The 20,286-nt window shown below is 35.2% G+C and carries 15 protein-coding genes; 10 read left to right on the top strand and 5 right to left on the bottom strand.

Features of this window, described 5'->3' with window-relative positions:
• Positions 1–3: 3 nt before the first annotated feature.
• Together HOO91_08765 and HOO91_08760 are read left to right on the top strand one after the other, a co-directional pair.
• Positions 4–936: an OmpA family protein gene (locus HOO91_08765; protein ID NOU17636.1), complete on the top strand. Its 933-nt coding sequence runs from the start codon at positions 4–6 to the stop codon at positions 934–936.
• Positions 937–945: 9 nt separating this feature from the next.
• Entirely contained in the window at positions 946–2,658 is a 1,713-nt protein-coding gene (locus HOO91_08760) for a hypothetical protein (protein ID NOU17635.1), read from the top strand.
• Positions 2,659–2,661: 3 nt separating this feature from the next.
• Here the strand turns inward: HOO91_08760 and hydF are convergent, their stop codons facing one another.
• The gene (hydF, locus tag HOO91_08755) at positions 2,662–3,894 is read right to left on the bottom strand and encodes a [FeFe] hydrogenase H-cluster maturation GTPase HydF (GenBank protein ID NOU17634.1); all 1,233 of its coding nucleotides are present in this window, start codon (positions 3,892–3,894) and stop codon (positions 2,662–2,664) included.
• A 197-nt stretch (positions 3,895–4,091) separates the two neighbouring features.
• On the opposite strand from hydF, the gene HOO91_08750 reads away from it, so the two are divergent.
• Together HOO91_08750 and HOO91_08745 are read left to right on the top strand one after the other, a co-directional pair.
• Positions 4,092–5,051 (top strand): DUF4412 domain-containing protein, encoded by a 960-nt coding sequence (locus HOO91_08750; protein ID NOU17633.1) that lies wholly within the window; start codon positions 4,092–4,094, stop codon positions 5,049–5,051.
• Between the two features lie 472 nt (positions 5,052–5,523).
• Complete coding sequence (locus HOO91_08745; GenBank protein ID NOU17632.1) at positions 5,524–5,703, top strand: hypothetical protein; 180 nt, start codon at positions 5,524–5,526, stop codon at positions 5,701–5,703.
• A 558-nt stretch (positions 5,704–6,261) separates the two neighbouring features.
• Here the strand turns inward: HOO91_08745 and HOO91_08740 are convergent.
• Positions 6,262–7,695, bottom strand: a complete 1,434-nt coding sequence (locus HOO91_08740) for an aspartate ammonia-lyase (protein ID NOU17631.1) — start codon at positions 7,693–7,695, stop codon at positions 6,262–6,264.
• A 239-nt stretch (positions 7,696–7,934) separates the two neighbouring features.
• On the opposite strand from HOO91_08740, the gene HOO91_08735 reads away from it, so the two are divergent.
• The 6 genes from HOO91_08735 to HOO91_08710 all read left to right on the top strand — a co-directional run bounded on the left by HOO91_08735 (position 7,935) and on the right by HOO91_08710 (position 15,506).
• Positions 7,935–8,858 carry a DMT family transporter gene (locus HOO91_08735; GenBank protein ID NOU17630.1) on the top strand — a complete coding sequence of 308 codons (924 nt, stop codon included), beginning with the start codon at positions 7,935–7,937 and terminating at the stop codon, positions 8,856–8,858.
• Complete coding sequence (locus tag HOO91_08730; protein ID NOU17629.1) at positions 8,848–9,342, top strand: YkgJ family cysteine cluster protein; 495 nt, start codon at positions 8,848–8,850, stop codon at positions 9,340–9,342. Before HOO91_08735 ends, HOO91_08730 begins: the two co-directional genes overlap by 11 nt.
• A gap of 371 nt (positions 9,343–9,713) precedes the next feature.
• Positions 9,714–13,466, top strand: a complete 3,753-nt coding sequence (locus HOO91_08725) for a PAS domain S-box protein (GenBank protein ID NOU17628.1) — start codon at positions 9,714–9,716, stop codon at positions 13,464–13,466.
• 182 nt (positions 13,467–13,648) lie between these two features.
• Positions 13,649–14,110: a hypothetical protein gene (locus HOO91_08720; GenBank protein NOU17627.1), complete on the top strand. Its 462-nt coding sequence runs from the start codon at positions 13,649–13,651 to the stop codon at positions 14,108–14,110.
• Positions 14,111–14,156: 46 nt separating this feature from the next.
• Positions 14,157–14,549: a hypothetical protein gene (locus HOO91_08715; protein ID NOU17626.1), complete on the top strand. Its 393-nt coding sequence runs from the start codon at positions 14,157–14,159 to the stop codon at positions 14,547–14,549.
• An 81-nt stretch (positions 14,550–14,630) separates the two neighbouring features.
• Positions 14,631–15,506: a hypothetical protein gene (locus tag HOO91_08710; protein NOU17625.1), complete on the top strand. Its 876-nt coding sequence runs from the start codon at positions 14,631–14,633 to the stop codon at positions 15,504–15,506.
• 297 nt (positions 15,507–15,803) lie between these two features.
• On the opposite strand, the gene priA is transcribed toward HOO91_08710, so the two are convergent.
• The 3 genes from priA to HOO91_08695 form a co-directional block, all read right to left on the bottom strand.
• Positions 15,804–18,281 carry a primosomal protein N' gene (gene priA / locus HOO91_08705; GenBank protein ID NOU17624.1) on the bottom strand — a complete coding sequence of 826 codons (2,478 nt, stop codon included), beginning with the start codon at positions 18,279–18,281 and terminating at the stop codon, positions 15,804–15,806.
• Between the two features lie 282 nt (positions 18,282–18,563).
• On the bottom strand, positions 18,564–19,448 hold the full coding sequence (locus HOO91_08700) for a 4-hydroxy-3-methylbut-2-enyl diphosphate reductase (protein NOU17623.1): 885 nt from the start codon (positions 19,446–19,448) through the stop codon (positions 18,564–18,566).
• Between the two features lie 79 nt (positions 19,449–19,527).
• Positions 19,528–20,217: a (d)CMP kinase gene (locus tag HOO91_08695; protein NOU17622.1), complete on the bottom strand. Its 690-nt coding sequence runs from the start codon at positions 20,215–20,217 to the stop codon at positions 19,528–19,530.
• Positions 20,218–20,286 lie beyond the last annotated feature (69 nt).

Raw genomic sequence — 20,286 nt, 5'->3', positions numbered from 1 at the left:
TTTATGATTAAAAGAATTACATTACAAATAATACTGCTGACTGTTATATCTGAGTTTGCCTTAGGGCAGCAAAACGTAGAGGGTATTTATGTTGATAGTTTAGGGCAAGTATATATTCAAGCAAATATGCCGGCATACTTTTTCCTTGCACCCAATGGTAAGAAGGAATCGAGAGCTCTAATCACAAGTAAGGATCCAAAATCCAACCCAATGTACTTTGATGGCAATGGTATTCACTATATCAAAACCCTAGATGCTGAAACTAATAAAATGGTTAGTTTCAAAATCCTTGCCGATGGTATCGCTCCTAAAATATCAATCCATTTCAAGGAAGGTCTTTATATGAATTCCCCTAAAAAATATATTATTGAGGAGGGTTCAAAAGCAGAGGTTATTGCAAAGGATAACCTTTCTGGGGTTAAAAGCATATATGTTTCGTTAGATGGTTCCGATTTCGTAAACACAAATACAATTTTATTCGGTAATGGGGCTGATTATCATGTAAAAGTATTCGCAATTGATAACGTTGGGAATATCAGTGACACTCTTCAATTCAGAGCATTAACTTCAATAAACTCAGTTGTTAAACTTGCTAATATATACTACGATACAAACAGTTCACGTCTACGACCTGAAAGCAAAAATGAGCTCAACGATTTAGCACAGGTGCTAACGGAATTTCCTCGCATAAAAATTGAACTCCGTGCCCATACCGATTGTAGAGGAGATGCAGCATATAACCTAATTCTTTCCGAAAAACGCGCAGAGGCTGTCGCTAACTATCTTATATATAAAGGCATAAATAAAAATCGATTAACATCTAAAGGCTTTGGGGATACAAACCCCATTAACGAATGTATTAAGGGTATAACATGTTCCGAAGAGAAGCATCAGGAAAACCGAAGAGTTGAATTTAAAATTCTTCCGATAAAATAGATTCCAATTATGTTTGCTAAAAATAAATCACTCAGAATTTTAATGCTGAAGTTTTCTTCAACTATCATTCTTTGCTTCATTAGTATAAACCTAATTGCACAAACCGATTCTATACCATCTTTTTATAAAGATTCAACCGGAAAACTATTTGTTGCAACTGGCTCACATGTTTATCTATATGTTGGTATTACACCCGAGGGGGATAAAGGCTTTAGATTGAAGGGAGATAATGGCAACCAGCCATTGCATTGGAGTGGACACGGATTAAAGCAGCTCACACACCTTAATCTATTTTTAGGTCGTAAAGTTAGCCTTGATCTTTTTGCTGATGCTCTTCCTCCGAAAACTTCAATTAAATACGAATCAGGTAAAGACCTTCAAAGAGATAATACAACTTACCTATCGGGTCAGTGTATCATTGAACTAAACGCAACAGACCCTGATGCTGGACTTAAAGAAATTTTCTATTCCATTAATGATGGGGCGAATATCAAGTATATAGAACCTATTTCGCTAAAAAACGAAGGGAACTATAAATTTTCTGTATTCTCAATTGATAATGTTGGGAATAGGGAGGAAATAACTGCCCATAATATAGTTGTAGACAATACGCCGCCATTATCGCGACTTGATATGAATGGTGATATATTCGAGAACATTGTTTCGGGGCGTTCAAACCTAGCCATTTCATCAGTAGATGCAAATGAAGTGAAACAAACATTTTTCAGTATTGACTCTAGTAAAATGACTCCTTATGTAAAACCGATCAAAACATCACCCTTAAGCGAAGGGGAGCATACAATTAATTGGTATTCAGTAGATGAGGTTGATAATGCTGAGCCCATAAAATCATTCGTTTTTTATGTTGATAAAACACCACCTATGGTTTTTGAAGAGGTGGCAGGGAATACATATATCCTTGCAGGGAAGGAGTATTCATCTGGTCGAAGTCAGCTGAGGATTGCTGCTGTGGACAATAAAGCCGGTGTAAAAGAGATTAATTACTCATTGAATGGTAGTGAGTTTAGGCAATATGATAAGCCTGTTTATCTTTCTGATATTATGGGTACAGTTAGCCTTAAATCATACGCTGTTGATAATGTTGGGAATAAAAGCGTTTCCGATTCCCAATCCGAGGTATTTACAATGCCCACAGTTGATATTACTGGTCCTCAGATATATTACAGTTTTAGTGATCCTAAGATTTCTTTAAAGGATACTATTTGGATTGGTCCAAAGGTAAAAATTACGATAAGAACTAATGATATTGGAGCCGGTCTAAATAAGGTAAACTATAAGATAAAGGGCAGGGATGAACAGTTATACACGAAACCATTTACAATTGATACTCTAGGCATACAAAATATTCTATGTACGGCGTATGATAATGTTGACAATGTAAACCTTATCTCATTCACTTTTGGGGTCGATAATAAAGCACCAATAATTTACCATCACTATAGCCTTGAACCAACAGGTTGGATAAAGGAAAATGGTGAGGAGATCCCCGTTTTCTCAAAGGGATTAAAACTATATTTGGCGGCAACCGATAACATTTCGGGGGTTGAAAGGTTGACTTATTCACTCAACAATACTAATGAGGTAAGGTATAACTCTCCTATTGAAAAGTTTAAACCCAATACAACCTATACTTTGCTAATAAAGAGTATTGACATTTTAGGTAATAGCTCCGAAAAGACAATCAAATTTAGGATTGAGTAAAATCTACAAATAGCTGTTTTTACTTGCATTCGCTGAGATAAATGGGGATATTGCACGTTGATATATACCCTGAACATAGGCAATTGCCATTCCATAATTTGTAACAGGAACACCCGCATCTGTAGCATGTCGAAGCCTATTAAAAATCTGCTTACGGGTAATCATGCACCCTCCACACTGAACTACTAGCGCATACTCTCTAATATCGCGAGGAAGTTTATCCAACCCAGCAACAACCTCATACTCTAACTTCTTACCAGTAAAATTGCTAATCCATCGAGGTATTTTAACTCGTCCAATATCATCGCAAGAAACGTGGTGGGTGCAACTTTCAAGGAGTAGTATTCTATCACCATCCTTCAACTCCGAAATTTTTGGAGTTCCCTTGATATAATTCTCAAAATCGCCCTTAAACCTTGCAAGTAGGATGCTAAAACTGGTAAGTGGTATATCTTTGGGAATTGAAGCATCCGCCTTAACAAATATCTGGCTGTCAGTGACCGCTAAAGCTGGCTTTATCATTGTTTTCCGAAGGAATGCATCTACCTCACGCTCCTTCAGTACAATTGCAACAGCATCATTATCGAGGACATCACGTATAGCCTGAACTTGAGGAAGAATAAGCCTGCCAGCAGGAGCCTCAACATCTATGGGTGTAATGAGCAAAACAATATCCCCATAGGATATTAAATCGCCCAGTAACGTTGGGTTTTTGTAGGACGATTCTGGAATTGCCTCTTGTATTGCAGAAACCAGAACCTCAATACACAACCTATCCTTAATATTTGTTTCAATTATCCTACCCCCATGATATTTTTGAAGTAATTTATCCTTAAGGCTACTACTTATTGGTTCGATATCCGATTTGCTATGAACAAGAATAAATGGGGTATCGGTTTTATTAAACTCTGCAACCAGCATCTCCTCGAACTCGCCCCATATATTAGCTGAGATTACCAGTATTGCCAAATCGATATGATTTATCGATTCAAGGGTCTTCTCAACTCGCTTTGCACCCAACTCTCCAGTATCATCTATTCCTGCAGTATCAATTAGAATAACAGGCCCAAAACCTGTAATCTCAAATGATTTCTTCACTGGATCGGTTGTAGTTCCAGCAAAATCTGAAACAATAGCAACATTTTGCCCGGAAAGCATATTAATCAGCGAACTCTTGCCATTATTACGTCTACCGTAAATTCCAATATGTGGTTTAGATTCTTTACCTTTTGCCATTTGGGTTTAAATATTTAGCAAAATAAAGGATAATTACTGAATTATGTTTATATGATTTCAATATCTTATTCTCTGTGAAATAATGGGATACTCATATTTTGATAAAATAGTATATGGCAAATTAAAAAGTTTGTATCTTGCTCTTTTGATTTATCAGGCTAAAACAACCATTTAACTATAACTAATATAAGAAGATGATGAAAGCAAGGATTATTGTATTGATGCTTGTTACAGGATTGCTAATAGGTAGTAATCAAGCATCTGCTCAAATTGGATCTTTTCTAAAAGATAAAGCAATAAACGCTTTAAACAAAGGGACAAAAAAGGGAAATGAAACTGAGCAAAAAAAGAAAGATACCTTACACACCCAACAACCCAAACAACAAAATCAGCAGCAATCAAACTCGAATCCAGCAAATAGCTTTATGCAGCAAAAGATGATGGGAATGATGGGATTGAATAATGTTAAGTATGAAATGATTTACAATTTCACCTCTAGTATGAGTATGGAAATGCAAGCTACAGACTCCCTTGGTAAAAAATCCGATAAAGTACTTTATACTAATTTTTTTGACAAGAACAGTAAGAGTTTTGCAATGGAGTTTGAAGGCGTTGATAAACAATCGGGTAAAAAGCAAAATAGTTTGATGATATTTGATTACAAGAACTGGGCAATGCTAATTCTTGGTGATAAAGGGAACAATGAAAAAAGTGGTATAGCTATGCAGATGGCAAAGGATTCTTCAATTGAAGCGCAACAGAATAAGCCTACAAGTAAGACTCAAACCCATCCAGAGAACATGAACTATAAGGCAACTGGGCGTACCAAAACTATTGCAGGGTATAGTTGTAAGGAGTATGTTTATGAAAACACCCAAGGTAAAGGTGAAATATGGGCAACCAACGATGTTATTTTCGATTATTCAACAGCTTACGGTCACATGGGCGGTATGCAAACACTTGCCTCAGGAGGTACTGGCTATGGACTTGGAACAATGATGGAGATGCACTTTAGGAGTTCACGTTCAAAAGCCCAATCGGATCTTGTGGTTACAGATATCAAACCTTCCAACCCTAAATCTATAAATCTTACTGGGTATCAAATAATTGGAATGGGCGGACAACCAGGTCAAGGAAAAGAGAAGAGAAAGAAATAGCAAACATAGATTCTTAATGCAAGCCTGTTAGATCTTAACGATCTGACAGGCTTGTTTTTTTATGTGCTTAATTTTCCGCATATTCTAAAATAAGTTTAATTATTTTTGCTTATTATACAACAAATTTATGTATATTTAATGTATTGTATTGTGATATAGTATTTTGTATTAAGTACCAAAAGTTCACTTTTAAGCATTGTAATTATTACCAATCCTCTGTGCTGATTTTGTAAAGAAGCTCACGAACTTGTTGGAAATTTTCTGAAATGAAAAGAATGTTCAAATTATTATTCAGGTTAATGTAAAAGACGATTACAGTTCTGTTGACACAAGAAAAGCATTGAAATTAATAGAGATTTATAACAAAACAACTTAAGGTCTGTATTAACAATATTCTCTCGCGAGGAGTAGACACAAACCTGAGTGTCTTAAAATGATCAGTGTAAATTATTAATCTTAAAATTATTTTATTATGAAAAACTTAAAAGAATTAAAAGGCGTTAAGGTTCTTAGCAAAAACGAACAAAAATCTGTTGCTGGAGGATATCAGCATTGTGGTGATGGAATTCATTATTGCTGGCCTGGTTGGTGTTGTAGTTTCAACATGTGTGTCCGCGATAATTCGGGTCCACTTTGTCAGGTCCAACCATAAATTATTTTCTGGAATTAACCCTGTTAGGACGAGGCTGAGCCTCGTCCTTCCTATTCTTGCAGGCTTAGCCTGCATATATTTAAAACTAAGGCAGAAATCTTAACTGAAGGATTTATCTTTTATCTATAACCACGGCTTAACAGAGTAAACAACAATTGTTAAAAAGTCATAGATTTTCAAAATCATCCGAAAAAAACCTCAAAATTATTAACTACTACCGTTTTTTAGGTTATTCGACATTTTAAGTGAAAAATGATTTTAGATGCTGGTGGCTTATACTAAATTGCGTTCACACAAAAAAGATATACCAAGAGTTAGATTTAGTATAATGCCGATCGACCGCCCTGTAGCGTGCCGAATCGGTTTTAGAAAGCTTATTCTCGTCCAATTGTTGCATATCACTTTGTGTGTGTTGTGACTACTTTGCGTTTTTTGTGGAATAGTTATAACACAAAGGTTCACAAATATTTTTTGCCAGCACAAAAAAAAAGACTTAAAATATACATCGCCTTCCACTACTTTTGAAATTTACGACATAAATAAAAGACTATAAGAGTTTCATACCTCCTTCACCGAAAACCCAAGCTTAAGCAGATTATCGGGTTTAAGGACTTCCTTTAACTTTGATTCCTCAATAAGTTTGAGTTTTTCATTGGCCTTAAAAATGTTTAAACCCGAATTTTTCATCTCGTTAGCAAGAATTGCAGCCTTGTTAAAGCCAATGTATGGTAGTAATGCAGTGGTGATGGATGGATTTCGGAAAAGTTGCTCGTTTGATTTATCGGTATCAACCTCAATACCCTGAATCATGTTTGATGATAAGGTATTGTTTGCCGAAATAAGTAGTTTAAGGCTATCGAGCAAGGCATGACCTATAAGAGGAATATAGGCATTCAGTTCAAGCACTCCTTGACCACATAATCCTGATATTAACTGATCGTTGCTGTAAACCCTATGTGATACGCTAACCACATACTCAGCAATAACAGGGTTAATCTTTCCAGGCATTATGGAGCTTCCAACTTGTTGCTTTGGAATAGAAATTTGATTGCAAGCAATATCCGATGCTAGCAATCTTAAATCGGAAACAATTTTTTCGAGATTTACTGCATGTGCTTTTAGTATGGCATGAACCTCAACAAAGGTATCTAAGTTGGCTGTTGCATCAATAAGGTTTTCGCTCCGGGTAATTGGAAGGTTGGTTAGTCGTTGAAGCTGGTTAACCACCTCCATAATAAAGAAACGTGGGGTACCAATTCCCGTTCCAATAGCCCCGCCACCTAAATTTACTACTTTAATTCGCTCAAAACATTTGGAAACTCTCCACCAATCGCGCGAAAGAGCTTCGCTGTAGATGCTAAAAAGTTGTCCCCACGATGAGGGAACAGCAGCCTGCATTTGGGTATAACCCAATCTTAAATCTCCCCGATGTTTCTTTTCTTGCTCTTCAACTTTAAATCTTAGTGTATTAATCGAGTCTTCAAGTACTGTTAGAAGTTGCAATGTGGCAACCTTTAACGCTGTTGGTATAACATCGTTGGTAGATTGGTAGATATTTGCGTGCTCAATAGGATCAATATGTGCGTAGTTGCCCGGTTTTTGACCAATACTTGTAAGGGCAAGATTTGTAATAATCTCATTCACATTCATGTTGATACTTGTCCCAGCACCACCCTGAATGGCAGGTACAATAAACTGATCGAAATGCTTTCCTTCAATAATCTCTTTTGCGGCATTAATTAGTAAAGCGATAGTATTATCATCAATCAACGAAAAATCCTTTTGGGATATCTCCGAATCACTATTTAATGCCTTAGTAAACTCCCTATAGGTAAGGTAACATGCAAGTTTAACAAATCCAATTGCTTTGTACCACTCAATATGAAAAGCGGTTGTGTCGGGGAAATTCTCCTTTGCCCTTAAAGAGTGGATTCCGTATAGTGCATCATCAGGGATTTCACGTGACCCAAGGTAATCCGATTCTACTCTCATATTCTTTGGATTTTATCCAAAAGTAAGTAACTGTAACGGAAGATCGAAATAAAAATAAATATTATCCTAATTAGCACGGTAAAAACAGTTTTTTTGAAGTTGAATATTAAACCATGTCCATCTTTATTATTCTATATTTTAATTCACTTTTTAATAAAACTAGTAACTTCGCACCCATTTTAAAAAAGCGGAATAACGTTTTATTCAAATAATTATCAGCCGATTTATTATAAAAATTGATGAACAAAAAAACCTTTTCAATCTACGCTAGTGCAGTTATAGCAATGATATTTTGGTCGTACTCTTTTATCTGGTATAAAGAAGTATTTGTGTTCTACAAACCTATAACCCTAGTTCTTTTCCGGTTGGTAATCTCAAGTGTTTTCTTGTTTATCCTAACACTTTCGCTCAAAAGATTAAATTCCTTAAAACTGGCCGATGTAAAAGATTTTTTACTTCTCGCTTTTTTTGAACCCTTTTTGTACTTTATAGGTGAGAGTTTTGGTGTAAGCCTGATTCCATCGACATTAGCCGCAGTGATTGTAGCAACAATACCACTTTTTAACCCTATTGGAGCGTACTACTTTCACAATGAACGGATATCGATGATGAACTTCATGGGAATTGTAGTATCAATAATTGGAGTTGGTATTGTTATTTTTCATAATGGGATAGGTGCAATTGATGCAAATCCTTTAGGCGTTGCATTGATGTTTGTTGCCGTAATTGCTGCTCTTGGTTACTCAGTGATTATTAAAAAGATGACCACAAGATATAGTGTGTTTAGCATCATAACATACCAGAATACTTTTGGGATAATCTTTTTTGTACCGCTATTTTTCATTTTTGAGTTTAACCATTTTAAAACAGTTGCGATTACTTGGGACGTTATGATTCCACTACTAAAACTTGGGATCTTTTCATCCACTTTTGCATTTATTTTCTTCACATTTTCAATTAAACATCTTGGTATAACAAAATCCAGCATATTCACCAATACCATACCAGTAGTTACTGCAATACTAGCATGGATATACCTTGGCGAAGATTTGAATTTTACGAAAATTACTGGAATAGTTGTAGTAATTGGTGGTCTTTTCCTTTCGCAGTTTCATCCTAGAACAATAACAACCCTGTTTAGCCGGAACAATAATGACTACTAAAAACTTTTTAAAAGAACTTAAGCGACTAGCTGGTAATGCCGAAGGGGATAACAAAAAACTTATAAAAAGTTTAAAGCGTAAGCCCTCTAATGAGGTTGATGAGATTTTCCACACCCTCCATGAGAAGATTTTTGAGGAAATTAATTGTCTCGATTGCGCCAACTGCTGTAGTACAATAAGTCCAACTATTACGGATAGGGATATTGATAAGATTTCACGAGCATTGAGAATAAAACCCTCCGAGGTTGTTACGAAATATTTGGAGATTGATGAGGATAACGATTATGTTTTCCGTAACCAACCATGTCCATTTCTTGGCTCAGATAACTACTGTTTAATTTATGAGGATAGGCCCAAAGCTTGTCGTGAATACCCACATACTGATAGACGAAAAGTTCAACAAATTTTTGACATTACCCTTAAAAATGCAAAAGTTTGCCCTGCGGTTTATCTTATTTTAGAAAAAGTTAAAACTCAATCATAGGATTCTCCTCTTATTAACAAAATACACCGAAACTCTCCATTGTATTTTACAAATGGTGATTTGTATCATTTCTGTGCTTTTTAAGCCTTATATACATATTAAGCTAATAATTAAATAGCTAAATTGTTCTGTGTTAATAATCAGACATTGTTATTAAACGGGTTTACTGCAAAAAAATAAAAATAATTTGATTTATTCCGTTGACATTAAGACCGATAATAAGTATCTTATGAAAGAATTGAGTTTGATATTTTCGTTACAAATTATCGAGGAATAAAGGTGAATCTGTTAACCAATGACATTAGAAATCTCAACAAAAAGTTAAAGAATGAAATTTAAAATACAATTAACGAATTTAGGTGAAAAGTAGGATGGCAAAAATATTAGTAGTAGAATGTAAAAAAGGTGACCTAGATGATGTTAAGGTTACCCTCCTAAAGGTATTCCCCGATGTAAAATTATTTTTTGCAGAAAATGGTAAAAAAGGTTTAGAGTTATGTCATGCCGAATCCCCCGATGTTATCCTAATAAATCTCGATGGGTCTCAAATGGACGGTTTTGAGTTTTGTACTCAACTGAAAACGAATGATTATTTAAAAATCATTCCAATACTAATGGTTGTTGATGAAAGGATAGATAATAGTTTGCGTTTTAAGGCTTTGGAATTAGGCGTTGACGCTTTTCTCTCGAAACCCATAGATGAACCAGAACTAATTGCTCAAATTAAAATAATGTTCAGGATTAAAAAAAACGAGGATATTCAACTTGGTAAAAACCATAGTTTGTCGCAATTAGTAATAGAACGAACCCATGAACTAGAAAAGGAATTAATAGAGAGGAAGAGAACAGAAGAAGAATTGCAACACTCTTTTAATAAGTTAGAATTCAGTAAGGTATCAACATTAAATTTAATGGAAGACCTTAAAAGAGAAATCCTTGAACGAAAAGCTGCCGAGGATAGAATTAGTAAGTTGAACGAAAGGTTAACACTTGCTAAAACTGCTGCTAAATTCGGAGTTTGGGATATAGATCTAGTGGAAAATAACCTCATTTGGGACGACATAATGTATGATTTATACGGAATGGGTAATTATAAAATTCCGATTAACTATTATACTTGGCTAGAGGCTATATTTGAGGATGATAGAGATAAAATTAGTTTGATAACTAAACAAACTCTTGAGGGCAATGCTGATTATAATATTGAATTTCGCATTGTTCATCCAGATGATAGTATAAGGTATATGAAAGGACTTGGTTTAGTAGTTCGTAATTCCTCAAATATTCCCATTCGTATCACTGGCATCAACTACGATATTACTGAAACAAAGAAAGCAGAAGAGGCTCTTAAGGACAGCAAATCAAAACTTGATTTAGCGCTTAATTCAGCGCAAATGGGGGTTTGGTATTGGGATATCATCGAAAATAAAAGATATTTTGATAGTCAAACCTGTTCTATTCTAGGAATCGATCCAAAAACATTTAAAGGAACAGAGAAAGAGTTTTTTAATGTAATTCATCCGGACGATAGACTAACAATTGTTTATTCACATACCAGAACAATTGAAAATAATGATTTTTATAATCCTGAATATAGAGTTGTTTGGCCTAATGGTAGCATTCACTACATAAATTCACGTGGACGATTGGTATACGATGAAAGTGGAATCCCTTTACGATTAAATGGCGTACTGTGGGATGTAACAGAACAAAGAATTGCTCAAGAAGCATTACGATTATCGAACCAGAGAATGAGATTACTTTTTGAACAAACCCCTCTGGGAGTAATTGAATGGGATAAAGAATTTAGGGTTTCCGACTGGAATCCATCAGCAGGAAAAATATTTGGATATAAAAAAGAGGAGGCATTAGGGCAACATTTCAATTTTTTAACCAAACCTAATGGACCTTATCAAGTAAATGAAATTGCTCTATCACTTATCAAACATAATGGGGGACATAGATCAACCAACGAAAATATTACAAAACAAGGAACGACTATTATCTGTGAATGGTTTAATACAACATTAGTTGATTCCGATGGAAAAACTTTTGGCGTTGCTTCCTTGGTGCATGATATCACAGAACGGAGGCAGGCAGAAATTGACCTTCAGGTGTCAAATAAGCAATGGGATACTACATTCAACTCCATTCAGGATGGTATAATGGTGCTTGATGAAAACCAAAGAATAATCAAGTACAATAAAGCAGCAGTAGATCAAATGGGAAGGCGAATCAACCAAAGCAAAAATCCTTATTGCTATAGTACCGTTCACGGAACTAGTTGTGCAATTGAAGGGTGTCCATTTGTTAAAATGAAAGTAAGCAAAGAAAGAGAGATATTGAGTTACGAGTTGGATAATCGTTATTATGATTGCATGATTGATCCAATATTTGATGAAAAGGGGAAGGTTTCTGGGGCAGTACATATTATATATGATATTACTGAAAGAAAAATGGCTGAACTTAATCTTATCAAAAAAAATAATGAGGTTCAATCTTTACTAAACGCTGCTACACTTGTTCTCGATCTTGAAAAATTTGAGATAACTGCCCGTAAACTACTCAGTAATTGCAAAGATCTTATTGGTGCTGATTCAGGGTTTGTCGCATTACTTAACCAGAACGATACTGATGATCGTGTGATACTCATCGATCCTTGTGATAGTGTTTATATTGCAGATTCGGAATTACCGCAACTAGTAAAAAATTTATACGCGCAAGTGTATAAGTCAGGCAAGCCATTGTATCAAAATTATTTTTCTAAAACGGAACGGACTACACTTAAGTCTTCAAAATATAATAGTATAAAAAACGTTCTTTTCGCCCCATTAATTATTAATAAAAAGATAGTAGGAATCATAGGTCTTTTGAACAAAGACGTTGACTTTTCTGATGACGATATGGATATTGCTACTGCTTACGGAGAGCTTGCATCACTGGCACTTCATAATACCCGGACGCTGAATGAACTAGTTCACCAAAAGGAAAAAGCTGAAGAGAGTGAAATACTCAAATCAGTTTTCCTCGCCAATATGAGTCACGAAATTAGAACACCGCTTAATTCCATTTTGGGATTCTCAGAGTTTCTTTGTGAGCCATCTATTTCCAATGAAAAAAGAAAGAAATTTGTTGATATTATTAATGCTTCAGGCCAGCAGTTATTACATATTATTAATGATATTATCGATATTTCTAGGCTTGAATCAAAGCAGTTAAAATTGTTCTACGAGGAATTTAATTTGTATGACATTTTAAATAATATCATTGAAATTTTTTCAAACAGCGAGATCTGTCATAGCAAACCTAATATTAAGTTGATTTTAAAACTTCCTGCTCAATATTCCGATCTGATTATTAAAACCGATAAAGTACGTTTCCAGCAGGTTCTTATAAACATAATATCCAATGCAATTAAATACACCAATGAGGGCTTTGTTGAGGTTAGTCTTGAAATAAAATCTAAAGAGAACAATGCATTTATTGAATTCTGCATTAAAGATACTGGTATTGGAATTTCAGTAGAAAAATTTGATATTATTTTTGAACGTTTCAGACAGGTTGAAGAGAATGATTATCGCGAAGGAACTGGACTTGGACTTAGCATATCGAAGGGGCTTATTGACCTTTTAGGAGGCAAAATATGGTTTGAGTCTGAAGTGAATATCGGAACTTCATTCTATTTCACCTTGCCCTATAATATATCTAATACAAATAATAAGAAAATAGAATTAACCAAAGCGATTACCTATAAGGATCTTACTGACAAAACTCTTATAATAGCCGAAGATGACTATAACTCCTTCTGTTATTTGAAAGAACTACTCTTTGACTCAAAAGCAAATATCATCCATGCAGAAGATGGTCAGATTTTACTCAACCTTCTTGAAAAAGAAAAGGCAGATTTAGTATTTCTAGATATTAATATGCCATTAAAAACAGGATATCAATGTATTAAAGAAATAAGGGAAAAAGGTTATCAGGTAAAAGTGATTGCCCAAACGGCTTATGCAATGGTAGATGAAAAGGAAAAATGTTTGGACTTAGGATGTGATGGTTATATTTCCAAACCGTTCACTAAAAAAACTATTATAAATGCAATAAATGAAGTTTTGGGAAATTAGAGCACGTTTATTGTCCTGTATTATTGCTCAATATTAAAACATCTATTTTTATTTTATATTAATCGAGATGATTGTAGAGTGTTTGATGTAAAAAACAGAACAAAAATAGTTGCAAAAATGATTATTTATATTCTTAATAAAAGATTATTTTTGCAATCCGATAAAGATTAAAAATAAAAAAGATGACTACTGAAACCCAAGAGAATAAAATCAACGTCGATCAAGCTATTGAATTATTAATCTCAAGCAGCCATGGAATAAATTCATGTTGGAATGCTTTTATTAATGAGGAATACGGAGATAATTATGCTGAAAATCGGAACGATTTGGTTGATATTATTACCATGGTAGACTACATTGTTGGTAATTTAAAAGAAGGTAAAACTTTTGACTTTAAGGTTATTTTTGAAGTTGCTGAGCAAATATTAGAGACAGGAGACGATACGGCTCGTGAATTAATTATTGTTGGACTTCTTGAGGGTTTGCAAAATAATTGTGGTCTCGAAAATTTAGATTACCATACAGGTTTTGACCAATGGCTTAAACCAAAAACGAAAAAAACATGGGATGGTTTAATATATTTGTGGGAGAGCAACGATTCTATGGAGGAGAAGCATGAAAAGCTCAAGGATTTTAAAATCTAGTTTTGAATGTGGCCTTAGATCTTGATTAAAAGAGTAAATTTGATTTATGAATTGTTTTAATAGGAAAACCGATAATTTCATTCCAATAATACTTTTTGTTTTAGTGGCATTTATCTTTTTTACATTTGCTATTAACAATAAAGAAAGTAGTTCCCGTATTACTTATTCATCAATATACCATTGTGTTGACATTCAGCCATACACACAAGCGATTATCCCTGCGTCGATTGATTTGCCCATTCGGGCTTATTTTGCAGATGATAATCATATCATTTTAAGCCAATCCTTTATAAGCGACTATTCAATTAATCTTCAAATGGACAGAAAATTTAATACTGTTCAGGAAAAATATCTTACTACAAAACCTCTTCTCAAAAAAGTATTTAGGCGATTAATATTCGCCGATTCCAAATCAGATGATTTCACTCTGAGCTGTTAATCCGAAATTTTATTTCATCTAATTGCTGCAATTACATACAAAATGTAGTTGTGGTGAATAATTAATTTAAAAACTAATAATGTGAGATTATTAAAATATATTTTCATTGGAGTAATAGTATGTGTTATTGGCTCCTCATGTGTTTCGCATTTAGAAACCGAAAACCAAAAACAAACAATAACCCTTCAAAGTTCAAACACAAATGCATCGCCAGATTTGCTATCGGAATCAAAAGAGATTATGGTTAAAAGATTAAAGTGTTTGAATATTAATCTTTTTACGATTGAGCAGGATAATCAAAAATCGCAGTTAACCATAAAATTTGATGAAAATGTAGATATTCAATATCTTGCAGAAATGCTACCTAGTCTAGGCAAGTTGAATTTCCTCAAAACTTCTAGCAAGGATGTAATGGTTAGTTTAATCAATTCTGATTGTATTCATCGGGTTGATTCACTTTTAGGTTTTTCAGAAAAAGGGAAAAGTTACCCTGCTGATATTGTTGGATATTCAAAAGAAAAGGATACTTCCAGTATCAGTAGTATTTTAAGTTCGGGATTTATTAGATCATTGCTTCCAAGTGATATAAGATTCTTCTGGGGCAAATATCCTAATGGCTCAGGAAAATTTGAACTTTACATTGTTTCATCTGATGATACGGGTATTAATGAAACATCATTAAAAAGTACATGTGTTTCTGGTGATGATAAACTTTATAGTATATCAATGACCTTTAAGGAGGAAACCTGGAGCAAATGGGCTGAATTAACAAAAAGGAATATTGGTAAATCAATAGTTTTTGTTATTGATGATAGAGTCTATTGTGCACCTGTTGTGCAAGATGCAATAAAGACTGGAAAGGCCGAAATAACAGGAGACTTTTCGGCTAAGGAAGCAAATAAACTTGCTGCAATTATTGGTAGCGGTAGGTTACCCTTAACGTTCTTAGTAAGGTAAAGACAAATAAAAAGATTTTTTGAGCAAGTACCTCAATTCATTGAGGTGCTGTTTTTTATTGTAGATGTTATCTATCTAATCTGATGATCCTTGTTTAACGAGAGTTCGACGTAAGTATAATATATTGATTCTCAGTTTAAAATCAGATTGTTGCTTTGTCATGCTGAACGGAGTGAAGCATCTGGATTTTAGATAATTAGATCCTTCGCTTCGCTCAGAACCAAGCTTGCGAGTTCGGCGGAGCCAATGACATCTTACATCGAGCTGACGTTATTTAAGAAGTATTATTTTAAGGCTTTACATCGGATCAACATCAGGGGATACAACTAAAGCCCTAAATTCCTGCTTTTGCTTTAGGTAATTGATAAAGTAGTTTAGCATCCCTTTTATTCTTGAAACCGATGTTTCGCGTTCAACCTTAATCAAAATATTCATGATATACATTCCCTGAATTCTATTAATCGGAGGAGATTCAGGACCAAGCACATTATTTCCCAGTTTTTCTTTTAACCCTAACGCAAGTTGTTCTGCAGCCTTTTTAAGAGTTGGTTGATTCTTGTGCTTTAATGAGATACTTATTAGCCTATAGATTGGAGGGTATTTAAAGGCTTTTCGTTCGTTTAGTTGGGTTGCATACATTCCCATATAATCGGTGTTTACCACCATCTCGATTATTGGATGTTTGGGCTGGGCCGTTTGAATTAGCACCAACCCCTGATGGTTCTTTCTTCCTGCCCTACCACTTACCTGCGACATTAGCTGATAGCTTCGCTCATAAGCCCTAAAATCGGGGAAGTTGAGCATATTATCGGCATTAAGAATTCCAACAAGGCTAACTTTATCGAAATCAAGACCCTTGGTTACCATTTGTGTTCCTATCAGTATATCAATTTTACCTGATTCGAATTCTGAGATGATTCTATCGTATGAGAATTTTGAGCGGGTTGAATCAAGATCCATGCGCTCTATTTTTGCCTGTGGGAAAAAAATGGCAAGTTCCTCTTCAACCTTTTCGGTGCCAAACCCTTTGGTCTGCAAAGCAGGACTGCCACAAGCTAAACAGTTTGAGGGGGATTGAATGGCATATCCGCAGTAATGGCAAATAAGTTGATTATTAACCTTATGGAGGGTAAGACTTACATCGCAGTACTCGCACTTTGGAACCCATGCGCACTCATTGCACTCAATAAAAGGTGCAAAACCCCTACGATTCTGGAAAAGAATAGCCTGTTCCCCTTTAGCAAGTACCTGCTCAATCTCAAAAAGAAGATCTTCAGAAAAGTGCGATTTCATCTTTTTTCGCTTACGAGCCTCAATAGTATTGACAACCTTCACCGCTGGTAGCTGCATCCCAAGGTAACGCTCATTTAAATCAACTAGACCATACTTACCCGATTGTGCATTATAGTACGATTCAATGGACGGTGTCGCTGTACCCAGTAAAACCTTTGCCCCATGCATTGATGCAAGCATTATCGCAGAATCGCGGGCGTTATAACGAGGTGCTGGGTTGTATTGTTTATAAGTATTTTCATGTTCTTCATCAACAATTATCAACCCAAGTCTTTTAAATGGGAGGAAAAGCGATGAGCGGACGCCAAGAATAATATCAAAAGTAGGTTGCCCTGGTTTAGCTTCGTCGCTAAGAACCCCTTTGTAAATCTCAACCCTTTGGGAATCGCTGAATTTAGAATGATAAACACCAACTCGACTTCCGAATATTCTACGTAAACGATTAATTATCTGAGATGTCAATGCAATTTCTGGTAGGAGGTAAAGAACCTGTTTTCCTTTAGCAATCTCCTCAGCTATTAACCTGATATATAGTTCAGTTTTTCCGCTTGAAGTAATTCCGTGCAGTAGCGTAACCTGCTTTGTTTCAAAGTTCTCCTTTATCTCTTCTAATGCTTTTAGCTGATTGGGTGAAAGTTCATATTCACCTTGGGTTTGAGATTTTGCATCATCAAGGCGTGATACTTGCTGATAATCCTCCTGAAAAATTTCCTTCTGAATCATTGCATTCAGCACTGCTGTTGATACCTGTGCCTTCTCGATTAGTAATTTCTTTAAAATTTTTGTTGAAAAAACTGATTGCTTTGAGGTTGTTAATGAAAGAAACGCCATTAAAAGTTTTTGCTGAGCCTGTGCACGATTTAGATTCTCAAAAAGTTTATTGACATCTTCCTCTGTTCGAATAGATTGATGCAGAGCAATGTAGGTTTCAGTCTTAGGTTTATAAATGCTTTCGATGGATTCATTTATAGAAATTGCTTGCTTATCGAGCAACGATTTTATCACTCCCATTGGGTTGGGGAGATCTAGGGCGGAGAGTAAATCCTGAATTGAAATTTTTTTATCATCCTTTAGATGATTAAGGAGCATCTCCTCATTATCAGAAAAAGCAATATCGATATTTTCTCCCTTGCAAATAAAGGTCTCGCTCTCCATCTTCAAGGCGGATGGTAATGCTGCTTTCATCACCTCTCCTAGGGTACACATATAGTATTCAGCCATCCACTCCCAGAAACGAATCTGGCTGGTAACTACTAAAGGTTCATCATCAATAACTTGAAGGATATCTTTGGTTTGATACTTCTCTGGAGCCCTATCATGTACTACATGTACAATTGCTGAGTAAAGTTTTTTCTTTCCAAACTGAACAACCACTCTTTTTCCTGATGCAACCATGCCTTCAAATTCTTCGGGAACTGAATAGGTGTAGCTTCTTGGCAGCGCAAGGGGAAGAATTACATCGGCAAATATTTTCGAAGGCATTTTAATTGAGGGTGGTTTATTTGTTGCTTTAAATATTTAGCCGCTTATAAAGACTATTTAAATTTCAATCTTTTTTTCACGCAAAGCCCGCAAAGTAGCAAATATCTCTCAAAACGAGAATCTTGTCAAAAAAGAAAAAGTTTAAGCCTATATGAATATTTCCAAGAACGCAAAGAACAGAAATGGCTAAAAGCCATTTCAACTCCGTGATACTTCGTGTTCTTTACTCCATTTACTCTGTGTTTAATGTTTTTTGTGAATTGTCTTTTCCCTTTCTGCTTGTCATTTTCCACTTGCTACTGAGAGTATTTTCTCCGCAACCAACTGCATTAACCAAACAGGGGTGGAGGTTGCTCCGCATACACCAACATCATCAAACCCATTAAACCATTCTTTGTGAACACCTTCTGTGTTTGAAACAAGGAAAGTATTTGGGTTGGTTTGCTTGCAAATATCAAAAAGCATTTTACCGTTTGAACTTTTTTCGCCGCTTACGAAAACAATAACCTGATGCTTTTGGGCAAACTGTTCAACCTCTTTTTTCCTGTTGGAAACCTGTCCGCAAATAGTTCTGTTAATAGTTAAAGGTACTTCATCATTTCCAAGGGTTTTAACCATCATTTTTCGAATATTATCGGCTAAAAGCAGGTACTTATCCGAACTCATGGTGGTTTGCGAGAATAATGCTATTGGCTTAGAGAAATCTAATCCATCAATTACATCAGTATTGTCAATTACAATTGCATTCCCTTCGGTTTGACCCACAAGCCCATTAACCTCAGCATGACCCTTTTTTCCAAAAATAACTATCTGACCATTGTTACCTTTTAAATCATCCCAACTTCTCTTTATTCTCAATTGGAGTTTTAGTACTACAGGGCAAGTTGCATCCACAATTGTTATCCCATTCTCCTTCGCTATTTTGTATGTTTCAGGCGGTTCGCCATGAGCACGAAGCAATACTTTTTTTCCCTTTAAGTTGATTAGATCTTCTTTGTTGATAGTAATTAGCCCTTTTGATTCTAGTCGTGTCACCTCCTCGCTGTTATGAACAATATCACCGAGACAGTAGAGATCTTTATCAACTTGAAGTTCCTTTTCCGCTTGATTTATAGCATTTACTACTCCAAAGCAAAAACCCGAACTTGAATCAATTTCAACTTTCATGCTAGATGTAAATCTAAAAATTGCCTATTACTTTTGAGATTTCTATAACTTCAGAATATTTGCCGATTAACTTCTCTTCTTACTTTATTCTCTCCTCTATTAAATTCTCCACCCACGCCATTTGTTCATTAATAGTCATATAACTGTTATCGAGAATAATTGCATCATCCGCTTTTCGTAAAGGCGACACTTCTCTTGCTTGATCAAGTCGGTCACGTTCCTCTATATTGGCTAAGATTTCTGCAAAATTAGCAATTTGACCTTTAACCATTATTTCCTTGGTTCTTCTATCGGCTCTGATTTTTGAATCAGCTGTCATATATATTTTTAGTTCAGCATCAGGGAAAACAACAGTTCCAATATCACGACCGTCCATCACAATACCCTTATCTTTTCCTAGTTTACGCTGAAGTTCAACCATCAACTCACGCACTTCGGGAATTGCAGAAACAATACTCACATAATTTGCAACCCCAATAGTCCTGATTTGTTCCTCCACAACCACGCCATTTAAAGTGGTTTCGTACTCTTTTTTTGAAGAATTGTAGCTAAAGCCAACATCAAATTGTTTAATGTTTTGAAGTAATCCTTCTTTTTTTACTTCGCCATATACAATAAGCCCTTTCTGGATAAAACCAAGAGTAACAGCCCTGTACATGGCACCACTATCGATATACAGATACCCCAATCGGTGAGCTATTAGCTTAGCAAAACTACTTTTCCCACAGGATGAAAATCCATCTATTGCTATTACAATTTTTTTATTCACTTATTAAAAATTAAGTTTCAAATTCAAAAATATTCAAAACAATAAATTTATTAACTCTGCTCAAAATTA

The sequence above is a fragment of the Bacteroidales bacterium genome (genome assembly GCA_013141385.1).
Classification (GTDB): Bacteria; Bacteroidota; Bacteroidia; order Bacteroidales; family Tenuifilaceae; genus UBA8529.
Note: the sequence above shows the minus strand (reverse complement) of the source record. Positions and strands in the feature narration are given on the sequence as shown.

What these genes read in the sequence shown, in the direction of transcription:
- HOO91_08765 (NOU17636.1), top strand. Translation starts at nt 4, where the DNA reads ATGATTAAAAGAATTACATTACAAATAATACTGCTGACTGTTATATCT.
- HOO91_08760 (NOU17635.1), top strand. Translation starts at nt 946, where the DNA reads ATGTTTGCTAAAAATAAATCACTCAGAATTTTAATGCTGAAGTTTTCT.
- hydF (NOU17634.1), bottom strand. Translation starts at nt 3,894, where the DNA reads ATGGCAAAAGGTAAAGAATCTAAACCACATATTGGAATTTACGGTAGA.
- HOO91_08750 (NOU17633.1), top strand. Translation starts at nt 4,092, where the DNA reads ATGAAAGCAAGGATTATTGTATTGATGCTTGTTACAGGATTGCTAATA.
- HOO91_08745 (NOU17632.1), top strand. Translation starts at nt 5,524, where the DNA reads ATGAAAAACTTAAAAGAATTAAAAGGCGTTAAGGTTCTTAGCAAAAAC.
- HOO91_08740 (NOU17631.1), bottom strand. Translation starts at nt 7,695, where the DNA reads ATGAGAGTAGAATCGGATTACCTTGGGTCACGTGAAATCCCTGATGAT.
- HOO91_08735 (NOU17630.1), top strand. Translation starts at nt 7,935, where the DNA reads ATGAACAAAAAAACCTTTTCAATCTACGCTAGTGCAGTTATAGCAATG.
- HOO91_08730 (NOU17629.1), top strand. Translation starts at nt 8,848, where the DNA reads ATGACTACTAAAAACTTTTTAAAAGAACTTAAGCGACTAGCTGGTAAT.
- HOO91_08725 (NOU17628.1), top strand. Translation starts at nt 9,714, where the DNA reads ATGGCAAAAATATTAGTAGTAGAATGTAAAAAAGGTGACCTAGATGAT.
- HOO91_08720 (NOU17627.1), top strand. Translation starts at nt 13,649, where the DNA reads ATGACTACTGAAACCCAAGAGAATAAAATCAACGTCGATCAAGCTATT.
- HOO91_08715 (NOU17626.1), top strand. Translation starts at nt 14,157, where the DNA reads ATGAATTGTTTTAATAGGAAAACCGATAATTTCATTCCAATAATACTT.
- priA (NOU17624.1), bottom strand. Translation starts at nt 18,281, where the DNA reads ATGCCTTCGAAAATATTTGCCGATGTAATTCTTCCCCTTGCGCTGCCA.
- HOO91_08700 (NOU17623.1), bottom strand. Translation starts at nt 19,448, where the DNA reads ATGAAAGTTGAAATTGATTCAAGTTCGGGTTTTTGCTTTGGAGTAGTA.